Below are 13,069 nucleotides of genomic sequence, written 5' to 3'. Positions count from 1 at the left end.
GGTAGCCAAAGGGTTCACTTTTCTCCGCCTGGGTCCAAGGTTTCGTCAAGAGCCGACGAAACATAGGTGAAAAATGGTCCCGAGTGTATTTTTGAACCGCTGTTTTTGGCGATCATCTGTAGCGCTGCCCGTGCCGTGAAGCTTGGAGTCGTGCATGCGTACAGAACCGTCGGACGTACCCCCCGTCGCGATAGTCGGCATGGGGTGCCGGTTGCCGGGGATCGAGAGTGTCGATGAGCTGTGGGACGTGCTCGAGGCGCAGACCGACACCGTGACGCCGGTACCCACCGACCGCTTCGACGTGGGCGACCGCTACGACTCCACCCCCATGACCCGCGGCCGGACCGTGTCCCGGCACGGCGGCTTCCTCGTCGACCCCTTCGGCTTCGACGCGGCGTTCTTCGGCATCTCGCCCGTGGAGGCACGCGCCATGGACCCGCAGCAGCGGCTGCTGCTGCACGTGGTGTGGGAAGCCCTGGAGTCGGCGGGGATACGCCCCTCCCGGCTCGCGGGCAGCCGCGGCGGCGTGTTTGTCGGGCAGGCGACGGCGGAGTACGCGGAGACCGACCCTCGCCCCCAAGACCCCGATGTCCGCGGCCTGGTGGGCAGCCGACTGCGCGCCGTCACGGCCGGACGCGTCTCCTACGCACTCGACCTGCGCGGGCCGAGCGTCGTCCTGGACACCGCCTGCTCCTCGTCGCTGGTCGCCGTGCACGCCGCGCGCCAGAGTCTGCTCACCGGCGAGAGCGATCTGTGCATCGCCGCGGGCGTCAACGTGATCCTGTCTCCGCACGACGCCGTCGCCTACTCCCAGGGGGACATGCTCTCTCCCGGAGGCCGCATCAAGTTCGGTGACGCCCGCGCGGACGGGTTCGTGCGCAGCGAAGGCGTGGGCGCGGTGGTGCTCAAGCGACTTGACGACGCGCTCCGGGACGGCGACCCCGTCCATGCGGTACTGCTCGGCAGCGCGACCACGAACGACGGCGCGGCGAGCGGACTCCTGCTCCACCCTTCGGTAGAGGGCCAGGCCGCCATGGTGCGCGAGGCATGTCGCAGCGCCGGTATCGAGCCATCGGAACTCGACTACGTCGAGGCGCACGGCACCGGAACGCGTGTCGGTGACGGGGTGGAGCTCCAGGCGCTCGCCGAGGCGGTCGGCCCGGGCCGAGGGGCGGACAGGCCGCTCCTCACCGGATCGGTCAAGACCAACATCGGTCACACCGAGGCCACAGCGGGCATGGCCGGGCTGATCAAGGCGGTCCTCATGCTGCGCCACGGAGTCGTACCGGCGTCGCTGCATCTCGACGAGGCGCACCCCCTGCTGGCCCAGGACGACTTCCCGGTACGCGTGGTGACGCGCCAACAGCCCTTGCAACCGGCGGGTGCCCGCGCCCTGCTCGGCGTCAGCTCCTTCGGTCTTTCCGGCACGAACGCCCAACTGGTCGTCGGCGCCCACGTCCCCGAACCCGCGCCCGGCATCCCCCACCCCGCCACCGAGGACGGGCCCTGTCTGCTGGTGCTCAGCGCGCGCACCTCCGGATCCCTCCGTCGCCTGGCCCGGAAGTACGCGGACTACCTGGGCCCCTCCGGGCCAGGGCGCCAGCACCGCATCGCCGGCATCTGCGCCGCCGCGGTCACCCGGCGCGACGCCCACCCGCACCGGCTGTGGGTCGTGGGCCACGATCACGCGTCGCTGTCGCGGCGGCTGTACGCCCTCGCCGCGGGCGAGACGATCGCCGACGGCGGAACGGGGGAGGCGGGCCTGTCGGGCGACAAGCGCCTGGTGTTCACCTTCTCCGGGCAGGGGTCGCAGTGGGCGGGCATGACCCGGTCCCTGTACCGCTCATCGCCCGCCTTCCGTACGGCACTCGACGCGTGCGACCGGGCCGTCTCCAAGGAACTCGGCTGGTCGGTTCTGGAACGGCTGGCCTCCGACGCGGGCTTCCCGGAGGACGTGAGCATCGTTCAGCCCGTCCTGTGGGCGGTGCAGGTGGCGCTCGCCGCCGCCTGGCGCGAACGCGGCCTGACACCGGATCTGTGCATCGGACACAGCATGGGTGAGGTCGCGGCGGCCCATGTCTTCGGCGCCTTGTCACTCGGCGACGCGGCCGCGGTGATCTGCCGACGCAGTCGGCTGATGCAGCGCGGGGCGGGTCGCGGCGCCATGCTCGTCGTCGAACTCCCGGCCGCCCGGGCCCGGCAGTACACCGCGGCCTACGAGGGGGCGGTGTGCGTGGCGGCCGAGAACTCACCCACCACCACCGTGCTCGCGGGTGATCCCGTAGCCCTCGCGCGCCTGCGGGCGGAACTGGAGGAGCGCGACGTCCTGTGCCGTTCGGTGAAGGTGAACGTGGCGTCCCACTCGCCGCAGATGGACTCCCTGCGCGACGACCTGCTACAGGAACTGGCCGGGCTCTCCCCGGTTCCCGGCGCGAGCGGCATGATCTCCACCGTGCACGGCTGCGAGGTCAAGGGTCCGGAGCTGACGGCCGCCTACTGGGTGGACAACCTGCGCCGCCCCGTGCAGTTCGCCGACACCGTACGAGAAGTGGGTTGCGCCGCAGAGAGCGTCTTCCTCGAAATCAGCCCGCATCCGGTCCTCGTCGCCCCCATGAACGACACGCTGGGCGGCGACCAAGGCGACCAAGGCGACCATGGCGATGTCGCGGTGGCCTCACTGCACGCGGGGCAGGACGAACCCACCGAATTGGCCAGGGCCGCCGGACGGATCTTCGCCCTGGGCGGGCGGGTGGACTGGCGGCGGTGGTACGGCGGAGACCCGCGGCACGTGCCGTCGTTGCCCACCTACGCGTGGGACGTGGCGCAGTTCCGGCGTGCGTCGGCCGACTCCGTGGCCACGCACGGGACGGCCGTCCCCCGGGTCCGGCAGTTCGACCTCGCGTCCTGGAGCGGGACCGCCGAAGGGCGCGACGGCGCGGCCCACCACACAGGCGCGCCCGTGCCGCCCGTCGTCTATCTCGCAGCGATGCTCGAAACCGCGCAAGAGGCCGACCGCGCCGCGGCGTTCGAGCTGCGGGACGTGAAGCTGGGTGACGCGCCCGTGCCTCTCGAAGAGGCCGGCGGTACGACCCTGCGGGTGACCCTGGACGGGCACGGAGCAGAAGCCGGAGCGGCCCGCACCGTCACGGCGCAGGCCGCGCTTCAGGGTGTACCCGACCCCGTCTTCTGCGCCTGGGGACGGGTCGTCGGGGCGGACGCCGACGACGCGGAGCCGCTGGCTTCGGAGGCTCTCGACGCCGCGCTCGCAGGCTGCGGGGAGTACCTGGGGGCACAGGACCTCCAGGGACTCGCGCAGCGCCACGGCCGCGACTCCCAAGAGCCGTTCCGGGCCGTGGAGCACCTGTGGCGGCGCGACGGCGCGGCCGTGGCCCGCGTCCGGCTGCCGCGGCCCCTGTCCCGCGCCGACTGGGAGGCGGGCCTGCAGCCGCTCCTCGCGGCCAGGCCGGGAGCCGTGTCGGGTGACGACGGCTTCGCGTACGTCCCCGTGTCCATCGATTCGGTCCGGTTCTTCGCGGAACTGGAACCGGAATTCTGGAGCCTGATCGACGTGCGGACCGAGGGCGGTGGAGCCTCGCTGCGGGCCGACGTCCTCCTGATCGCACCGGACCGTCGGGTCCTCGCGCGGTTCTCCGGAATCCACCTGCGGCGCCTCGCACGGCCGTCGTCCCGGGCGGGCAGGCCCCTGGCGCACGTGCCCGCGCTCGTATCGGCCCTCACCGGGCAGTGCGCGGCGTCGGTCGCGGGCCTGGCCAAGAAGGTCACGGGCCCCTTCGGCGGCGGCTTGCTCACCGGCCTCCTGCGCTCGGTCGTCTTACCGCCTGCCGACCGGGACCGGGACCGAGAGCGGGACCTGGAGCGGGAGCCGGCGGCGGCGCGAACTGCCGCCCCTGCGCCATCCGTTAAGGAGGTCGCGGCTTTGCCTCCCGGCCCTGGAAGTGCCGCCGAGGCGCTTCTCGAGCACTCCGCGGCCCTGCTGGGCATGGCGGCTTCGGACATCGACGAGCGGCGGTCGCTGCGGGAGCTCGGGCTCGACTCCCTCATGGCCTCCCAGCTCCGGCAGCGTCTGCGCCGCAGCCTTGGCTTCGAGGTCACCGCCGGGCGGCTCCTGGGTGCGGAGAGTATCGCGAGTCTGGCCAAGAGCCTTGCCCCGCACGGCGCTTCACCGCGTTTCGGCCAGATGCGCGGGCAGGAGTCGTAAGGAAACTTGCACTCCAGTATAAAAATGTGCGATAGATTAACAGTGGCCAGCGCGCCCCACTGCCCCCGACAGGTCGACTGGATCCGGGTGGCCCCTTGCCGTCGGCTCACATCACTCAGGCCTCGCGAGCTCACCACACACAGGAGGCACTCAATGGACGCGAGTGCGGCAACGCCGCCGGTCAGCCGCCGGGAACGCAATAAGCAACGAGTCCGGGAACGGCTGTACTCGGCGGCAGTCAAGCTCATCGTGGAGAAGGGGTACGACCACACCTCCATCGACGAGATCGCCGAGCGGGCCGACGTGGCGCGTGGAACTTTCTTCAACTACTTCCAGCGCAAGGAAGACATCATCGGCGCCTGGGGAGACAGGAGGCGTGCCGCACTCGTGACGGGCCTCGACGCGAGCAACGTGTTCACCCCCGGTTCGGTCGCCCAACTCGAGGAGTGCATGGCGGTCCTCGTCCGCATCAACCAGGAGGATCCGCGGCTCACCGCCGCCATGCTCACCGCATGGGTGAAGGCGGGCCGGCCGATCCTTGAGGAGCCGCACGTCGCGGAGGTGTTCGCCAAGATCGTCGAGAGCGGGGTGCGCGAGGGCGAGCTGAGCCCGGGCATGTCGCCGATCGGTGTCGGCAACGTGCTGCGCGACGTCTACCTCGGAGCCCTGTACCGATGGGCCCACGATCCTTCGGACAAGATCGAACCGCTGGCCGACGAGCTGCAGCAGATCCTGCGGCTCCTCCTCAAGGGCATGACCACGACGGCGACGCACTAGGGGCCGTCCGGTGGATCGGGGCCTGGCAGCCGTGGCGCGAGAGGCGTGCGCCCAGGGCTCACGCCTCCCCGCCGTCGTCAGTTACGGGGCGTCAGGGCGCGCCGAGCGTGGCGATGTCGATGACATAGCGGTATCGGACGCCGGACAGGTTCTCCCAGGCCTCGGGGACCCGGTCGGCGGGGATCATCTCGATCTCCGATGTGATCTTGTGCTTCGTGCAGAAGTCGAGCATGTCCTGGGTCTCGCGTATGCCGCCGATGGATGACCCCGCGATGCTGCGGCGGGCGCTCAGGAGCGAGAAGACGTTGTACGAGGCGACCGGGTCGCCCGGTGCGCCCACATTGACGAGGGTGCCCCCGAGGTCTAGCAGGCCCAGATACGTGTCCACGTCGAGGAGGGCGGGCACGGTGTTGACGATCAGGTCGAAGTGGCCGGCGAGCGCGGCGAGTTCCGCGCTGTCGCGGGTGTCCACGAACCGTGCGGCACCGAAGCCCAGCGCGTCGTCCCTCTTCTCCGGCGACCGGCCGAGGAGCGTGACCTCGGCACCCATGGCCGCGGCGATCTTCACACCGAGATGCCCGAGACCGCCCATGCCGAGCACGCCGACCTTCTTGCCGGGACCCGCCCCCCACCGGCGCAGCGGCGAGTAGACGGTGACGCCCGCGCACAACAGGGGGGCCGCACCGGCAAGTTCGAGTTCATCGGGGATGCGCAGGACGAAGCGTTCGGCGACGACGATGGACTGGCTGTAACCGCCGAGGGTCACCGTCCCGTCGTGGTCACGGGCCGAGTACGTCTTGACGAAGCCCTCGGTGCAGTACTGCTCCTCGCCTGCCGTGCAAGGCGCGCACCGCCCGCAGGAGTTGACCATGCAGCCCACGCCGACCCGGTCACCCACCCCGAACGCGGTGACGGCGTCGCCGACTTCCGAGACCACTCCGGTGATCTCGTGTCCGGGCACGAAGGGGAAGAGCGTGCCGCCCCAGTCGTCGTGGCCGAAGTGCAGATCGGTGTGGCAGATTCCGCAGAAGCTGATGTCGATGCGGACGTCGTCGTCGCGCAGTGGGCGCCGCTCGATGGTGGTCGGTGTGAACGCTGCTCCCTTGGCGGGCAGCGACAACGCGAGGGTGCTGGGCATGGTGATCCGGTTTCCCTTGGCTCGGAGAGGACGGGCGGACCGCCGCTGCGTCGTTCCTCAATTCGTCCGAATCGAGTCGAACCGAATCGAGTCGAATCAAAGTCGAATCGAGTCAAGTCAAGCCGAATCGAGTCGACGCGTCGGTCGGCGTTCTCGGCGTTCTCGGCGAATTGTTCGGATGAAAAGGCGGCGGTGTCGTCCTCCACCGGAACGACCCAGTCGAGCAGTCACATGGCAACCACGGAAATCAGCTTGCCCTTCCGGTCGAGCGGCCCGCCATCACCGCATCGTGCAGCAAGTTGTGATGCAGCTTGCTGCACATCTCCGCACGCCAGGACGGTCCAGACTAGTGTCGCGACGGCGCGTTCAGGGAACGCCCCCTTCTTTGGAAATCCGCCTAGGGAAGGATTACTTGATGGATGCCAAATTACGCTCCGAGCGGACCGAAGCAGACCGGCCGTCCTTTGATACGGCACGTTCCTCAGAGTTGGTCCCCCGCATACCTGGTTCGAAGAGCCTGACCAACAGAACACTCCTGCTCGCCGCTGCCGCCACCGGTGTCAGCCGCCTCCTGGCCCCGCTCGTCAGTGACGACACCATCGCGTTCCGGGCGGCGGTGGCGGGCATGGGGGCCCGATGGGAGAGCAGCCCACTGGACGAGGTCTGGGACGTGACCGGAATCGGCAGGGGCCCGGTCGGCCCTGCCAGGGTCTGGTGCGCCGATGCGGGGACCGCGGGGCGGTTCCTTCCTCCCTTCGCCGCCACCGGGCAGGGCGCCTTCCTCTTCGACGGCTCCGCACAGCTGCGGGCGCGCCCGCAAAAGCCTCTGGTCGACGCGCTGTTGAGGATCGGCGCGCGGGCAACCGCGGGTGTGGGCGGCGGCCTGCCCCTGGTGATCGACGCCGACGGCCTGGACGGCGGCGAGGTGACCGTGGACTCGTCCATGAGTAGCCAGTACCTCAGCGGTCTGCTGATGGCGGCGCCCCTGATGCGGCGTGGACTCACGCTGCGGGGAGCGCGGCTGGTCAGCCGCCCCTACATCGACATGACGCTGTCCCTCATGCGCCGCTTCGGCGCACGGGTCCAGGAGCGGGACGACGGTGACTTCGCCGTGGAACCCGGTGCGTACGCCGCCGCCGACGTGGCGATCGAACCGGACGCGTCCACCGCCTCGTACTTCTTCGCAGCGGCGGCCGGGACCGGGCAGACCGTGACGGTTCCGGGCCTCGGCACCGACAGCGCGCAGGGTGACCTGCGGTTCGTCGAGGTCCTGGCGAAGGCCGGTGCCCGCGTGCAGGTGGGGAAGACCGCGACCACCGTGACGGGGAACGGAACGCTCCGCGGCGGATTCACCGTCGACATGGGCGAGATCTCGGACACCTTCATGACCCTCGCCGCCATCGCCCCACTCGTGGACGCCCCCATCACCATCCGGGGGATCGGCCACGCGCGGCTGAAGGAATCCGATCGGATAGCGGCCGTCGCGGCCAACCTCGCGGCGATCGGAGTCCAGACCCGGGAAGGCGCCGACAGGATCACTATTCACCCGGGCCCGCTCCGTCCCGCCCGCGTCAACTGCCGCCGGGACCACCGGATCGCGATGGCGTTCTCCGTCCTCGGGCTCGTGGCCCCCGGAACGATCACCCTGGACGACCCCGCCTGTGTCGCCAAGACGTTTCCCGGATTCCACAACGAGATGCGACGGCTGTTCTCCCGGTACGAACTTCCCGTCGGCACGACCGACATGACGAACACGGCCGACGTGACGAACACGGTCGGCATGGCGAAGGAGAACCGTTGAGCTCGATGGGCAGGTTGCGCTGGCTGACCGCTGGGGAGTCCCACGGACCCGCACTTGTGGCGACGCTGGAGGGACTTCCCGCCGGCGTGCCGATCACCACGGAGATGGTGGCCGACCATCTGGCACGGCGCCGCCTGGGCTATGGACGCGGTGCGCGCATGAAGTTCGAGCGTGACGAGGTCACCTTCCTCGGTGGCGTGCGGCACGGCCTGACCATGGGCTCGCCGGTGGCGGTCATGGTGGGCAACACCGAGTGGCCCAAGTGGGACCAGGTCATGGCGGCCGACCCGGTCGACCCGGCGGTCCTCGCCGATCTGGCCCGTAACGCCCCGCTGACCCGCCCGAGGCCCGGCCACGCCGACCTCGCCGGCATGCAGAAGTACGGCTTCGACGAGGCCCGGCCGATCCTGGAGCGCGCCTCGGCGCGCGAGACCGCGGCCCGCGTCGCGCTCGGCGCGGTGGCCCGCTCCTACCTGAAGGAGACGGCCGGGATCGAGATCGTCAGCCACGTGACCGAGCTGGCGAGCGCCAAGGCTCCCTACGGCGTGTACCCGACCCCCGCCGATGTCGAGAAGCTCGACGCCGACCCGGTGCGCTGCCTCGATGCCGACGCGTCGAAGGCGATGGTCGCCGAGATCGACCAGGCCCACAAGGACGGTGACACCCTGGGCGGTGTGGTCGAGGTGCTCGCGTACGGCGTGCCCGTCGGCCTCGGCTCGCACGTGCACTGGGACCGGCGGCTCGACGCGCGGCTGGCGGCCGCGCTGATGGGTATCCAGGCGATCAAGGGCGTCGAGGTCGGTGACGGCTTCGACCTCGCGCGTGTGCCCGGCTCCCAGGCGCACGACGAGATCGTTGCCACCGACGACGGTATCCGGCGCGCCTCGGGACGCTCCGGCGGCACCGAGGGCGGTCTGACCACCGGTGAACTGCTGCGTGTGCGGGCCGCGATGAAGCCCATCGCGACCGTGCCGCGCGCGCTGGCCACCGTCGACGTGGCCACCGGCGAGGCCACCAAGGCGCACCACCAGCGCTCCGACGTGTGCGCGGTCCCGGCCGCGGGCATCGTCGCCGAGGCGATGGTCGCGCTGACCCTGGCCGACGCCGTCGCCGAGAAGTTCGGCGGCGACAGCGTGACCGAGACCCGGCGCAACGTGACGTCGTACCTCGAAAACCTCCAGATCCGGTGAGTGCGAACCGCTGCAGCAACGTGCGGCGCACGTTGCTGCACCGGGCGAACGGTGGCGGCCGACGGCCGAATTGGCAAAGCTGGCAGCGTTATGGAAGGCGCTTGGCCTGAGGCGCACGAGAACCTCCCCCTTTACCGCAGCGGTTCATCAACTCTGCCGATGTACCGCCACAGTTCCTCAGCTCTGCCGAAGGGTGGTCCAGTCATGCAAGAATTTAGCTCCAATACCGCAGACAGTGGCCCGAATCTTGCTTATGTCGAGTTCTATGTGCGTGACGCCGCAGCCACCGCAGCGGAGTTGCGGCACAAGTACGGGTTCGAGACATGCGCAAAAGCCGGTTCCGCACGTTCAGGAAGTGACCACTATTCACTCGCCCTTCGGCAGGGCAACATCACCCTGGTCGTCACCCAGGGAGAAGCGGCTCACGCCTACGTGGAACGGCATGGTGACGGTGTCGCGGACATCGCCTTTCAGGTGGACGACGTCAGGGCGGCCTTCGCCGCGGCGGTGCGGGCGGGCGCAAGGGTCGTCCGCGAGCCCGGAGATTCTGACGGTGGCGACGCCGCGGTCGCGGTGTTCGGTGACATCGTCCATTCGCTGCTCGACCGCGCGATGTCCCTTCCGCCGGAGTTCTCGGATGCTCCGGAGTTCTCGGACCACTCCGCCGACGCCGCAGCGCGCACCGGTGGCTTCGAGGATCTCGACCACTTCGCGGTCTGCGTCGAAGCGGGAGAGCTCGGCGGTCTTGTGGAGTTCTGGCAGCGCGCGTTCGGATTCCGCTCCGTGTTCCAGGAGCACATTTCCGTCGGGTCCCAGGCCATGAACTCCGAGGTGGTGCAGAACGCCGGGGGAGATGTCACGTTCACCATCATCGAACCCGATCTCCGGGCACGTCCGGGGCAGATCAACGAGTTCCTTGAGGCGCACCAGGGCCCCGGGATCCAGCATCTCGCGCTGAGTACGCGAAACATCGTCGAGACGCTTGACCGGCTGAGCACACAGGGCGTGGAGACCCTCAACGTGCCGGACATGTACTACGACGCGCTGCCCGAGCGCGTCACCGTGACCGAGTACGCCATCGGCAGCCTCCGGAAGTCCCGGATCCTGGTGGACGAGGACCACAACGGCCGGTTGTTCCAGGTCTTCACCCGGTCCGTCCACCCGCGTGGGACCTTCTTCTTCGAAGTGCTTGAGCGGTGCGGAGCCGAGACGTTCGGGAGCAACAACATCCACGCGCTCTACGCGGCTGTCGAGTCCGAGCGCGTCGCCTCGGAAGTCGCGGAGGTCACTCAGGCGGTCTGCCTGGACGACCTGGCACAGCAGGCCGCCACGCAACTGCCCCGTGACGTATGGGACTTCATCGAAGGCGGCAGTGGCAGGGAAACGACCCTCGCCCACAACCGCACCGCCCTGGACGGCGTCCGCCTCGTTCCGCGCGTCCTTGCCGACGTGTCCCGTCCTCGTACGGCCACGCGCCTGCTCGGCGTCGATGCCGACATGCCCGTGGCAGTGGCGCCCATGGCGTACCACGCCCTCGTCCACCCGGAGGGGGAGCTGGCGACGGCGCGGGCGGCCGCGGCGGCAGGGGTGCCCCTGGTGGCGGGCATGCTCAGCAGCCGCCCACTGGAGCAGATCGCGCGGGAAGGACGGCCGCCGTTGCTCCAGCTGTACTGGCTCCGTGACCGCGCCCAACTGCTGCGTCTGGTGCGCCGGGCCGAGGAGATCGGCTGCCCGGGGCTGATGCTGACGGTCGACGCACCGCGCATGGGACGGCGGTTGCGGGACCTGCGCAGGCGGTTCGTGCTGCCTTCGCACGTCAGGCCGGTCAATCTCGACGAAGACCTACGGCCCGGCACAGGCGCAGATACCGGTACAGGTACGGGCATCGGAACCGGCGGCCGCGCCCCGACCGTCGCGGAGCACACCGACGCGGTTTTCGACGCGTCCCTCAGCTGGCCGGACCTGGAGTGGCTCCGTGAACAGACCGCGTTGCCGCTGCTCCTCAAGGGCGTCCTCGACCCCGCCGACGCGGCCAGGGCGGCGTCGGCGGGCATCGACGCGATCGTGGTGTCGAACCACGGCGGCCGCCAGCTCGACGGCGCCGTCGCCGCCGTCGCGGCCCTCCCCGCGGTGTGCGCGGCCGTCGAGGGCGCCTGCGACGTCCTGCTCGACAGCGGTATCCGCAGCGGCACCGACGTCCTGCGGGCGCTCGCTCTGGGCGCCAAGGGCGTCCTGCTTGGCAGGCCCGTCCTGTGGGGCCTCGCCGTCGGCGGTGAGCAGGGAGTGGGTGAGGTGTTCTCCCTGCTCAAGCAGGAGATCGAGGACGCCCTGGCGCTCTCGGGCTGCCCGGGCCCCGAGGCCGCCCGAGGCCTTGCGGCCGTCCTGGACGGATCCGACCGCACGACCCGTTCCGCATCCCGGGAGGCGGCACCGTGCACGGAGACCTGCTGATCATCGGAGCCGGGGCGACGGGCGTGAGTGTCTTTGTCAACGCGGTGCGCACGGCACGTCACCGGTCCATCCGGATCGTCGACCCCCGCGACGTCGGCCGGGGCATCGCGTTCGGCGAGTACCACCCCGACCTGCTGACCAACAGTTCCTGCGAGGCCAACTCCCTCGTGCCGGACGAGCCGTACGACTTCGTGGACTATCTGTGCGACCGCGGCCTGTCCCGCGCCCCGCACGACGTCGTGGAGCGTCGCCTCCTCGGCGAGTACGTCGCCCACCGCTTCGAGGAGTACTCCGTCCTGGCCGCCGCCCGCGGCGTCCGGGTCGAACGGATCCGTGCCAGGGCGCGGAGCATCGGCAAGCGCACGGGCGGATACCGCGTGGCGTTGAGCGACGGCACCGAGGTGCGGGCCTCTGACGTGGTGGTCGCCGCGGGACTCGAGAAGCCGCGCATCCCCGAGCTCATGCGCGCTCATCAGGACGATCCGACCTTCCTGGCGAGCCCGTTCCCCGCCGACCGCCTCGCGCGCCGTGTGCCGCCGGGGTCCCGGGTCCTCGTCCTCGGGTCCCGTCAGTCCGCCGTCGACGCCGCCCTGCTGCTGTGCGGGGACGGCAGCCGCGTCACCATGGCCTCGCCCTCCGGCCAACTGCCCGCGGTCCGTACGGCGACGCCGCTGCTGCCCGCATCGGTCACCGCGTCCCAGGGCATCGCGTCCCTCGATTCGGCGGACCCCCGCCTGGTGCGGAAGCTCACCAGGATCATGGTCGAGTCGGTCCGCCAGTGCGACGCCCGCCCGCTGCGCGAACAGATGACGGGCGCGACTGATCCCGTCCAGCGGCTCAGGGCGGAGACAGCCCTTGCCGAGAGCGGGGCCTGTGCGTGGCAGGACGTCGCCGTCGGCGTGAGCGCGGAACTCGCCGCATGGATACCCACCCTGCCGCCTCCGGCGCGGGCGAAGGTCCTGAAGGCATTCCACACCGTCGGCCGCAGATACGCCACGGCCTTGATCCTGCCCAACGCCCGAAAGCTGCTCGGACACATCGATCGCGGAGCGCTGCGCCTGGCGCGGGACTACCCGGTGCGCGTGCGACGTCGCGGCCCTGTGTGGTCGGTGGAGTGGCCCGACGGAGACGTGAGCACGGTCGACCGTGTCGTCAGCGCGTGCGGTTACGAACCGCCCGTGCTCTGGCACGACACCACGGACGACAGCATCCACCTGGAGCACGCCCCGCGCCACGCCCTCCCGGTCGACCGGCTCGGCGCGGACCTGCGTATCCGCACGTCCGCGCAAGCGCCGCCCGAGAACATCTGGGTCGTCGGCGCCGCCACCCACGTCCGGGTCCTTTTCTTCGCGACGCTCCTCTACATCGCCGCACACCAGGCCAAGGACGTCGCGCTCCAGCTCGGCGCCTCGACGGCGCGGGACCTTCAGGAACTGGCCGAGCTGAGCCACTGACGCACACGACGAGAACGAAGAGATCGCAGAGAACGGAGT

General features: G+C 70.2%; 7 protein-coding genes. 6 read left to right on the top strand and 1 reads right to left on the bottom strand.

What is annotated here, in order from left to right:
* Nucleotides 1–154: 154 nt before the first annotated feature.
* Entirely contained in the window at nt 155–4,219 is a 4,065-nt protein-coding gene (locus KY5_RS05275; RefSeq protein WP_098241106.1) for a type I polyketide synthase, read from the top strand.
* A gap of 153 nt (nt 4,220–4,372) precedes the next feature.
* Nucleotides 4,373–4,996 (top strand): TetR/AcrR family transcriptional regulator, encoded by a 624-nt coding sequence (locus KY5_RS05270; protein ID WP_098241105.1) that lies wholly within the window; start codon nt 4,373–4,375, stop codon nt 4,994–4,996.
* 91 nt (nt 4,997–5,087) lie between these two features.
* On the opposite strand, the gene KY5_RS05265 is transcribed toward KY5_RS05270, so the two are convergent.
* Nucleotides 5,088–6,134, bottom strand: coding sequence for an NAD(P)-dependent alcohol dehydrogenase (locus KY5_RS05265; protein ID WP_098241104.1), 1,047 nt, complete (start codon nt 6,132–6,134; stop codon nt 5,088–5,090).
* Nucleotides 6,135–6,621: 487 nt separating this feature from the next.
* On the opposite strand from KY5_RS05265, the gene aroA reads away from it, so the two are divergent.
* The 4 genes from aroA to KY5_RS05245 all read left to right on the top strand — a co-directional run bounded on the left by aroA (nt 6,622) and on the right by KY5_RS05245 (nt 13,030).
* Nucleotides 6,622–7,935, top strand: a complete 1,314-nt coding sequence (aroA, locus tag KY5_RS05260) for a 3-phosphoshikimate 1-carboxyvinyltransferase (protein ID WP_234362618.1) — start codon at nt 6,622–6,624, stop codon at nt 7,933–7,935.
* Nucleotides 7,936–7,940: 5 nt separating this feature from the next.
* Complete coding sequence (aroC, locus tag KY5_RS05255; protein ID WP_098241102.1) at nt 7,941–9,125, top strand: chorismate synthase; 1,185 nt, start codon at nt 7,941–7,943, stop codon at nt 9,123–9,125.
* Between the two features lie 90 nt (nt 9,126–9,215).
* Nucleotides 9,216–11,576, top strand: coding sequence for a 4-hydroxyphenylpyruvate dioxygenase (hppD, locus tag KY5_RS05250; RefSeq protein ID WP_324965833.1), 2,361 nt, complete (start codon nt 9,216–9,218; stop codon nt 11,574–11,576).
* Nucleotides 11,558–13,030, top strand: a complete 1,473-nt coding sequence (locus KY5_RS05245) for an FAD/NAD(P)-binding protein (RefSeq protein WP_159072492.1) — start codon at nt 11,558–11,560, stop codon at nt 13,028–13,030. Before hppD ends, KY5_RS05245 begins: the two co-directional genes overlap by 19 nt.
* Nucleotides 13,031–13,069 lie beyond the last annotated feature (39 nt).

Source organism: Streptomyces formicae (assembly GCF_002556545.1).
In the GTDB taxonomy this organism is placed as follows: domain Bacteria; phylum Actinomycetota; class Actinomycetes; order Streptomycetales; family Streptomycetaceae; genus Streptomyces; species Streptomyces formicae_A.
This window is presented reverse-complemented; position numbering and strand designations above follow the sequence as displayed.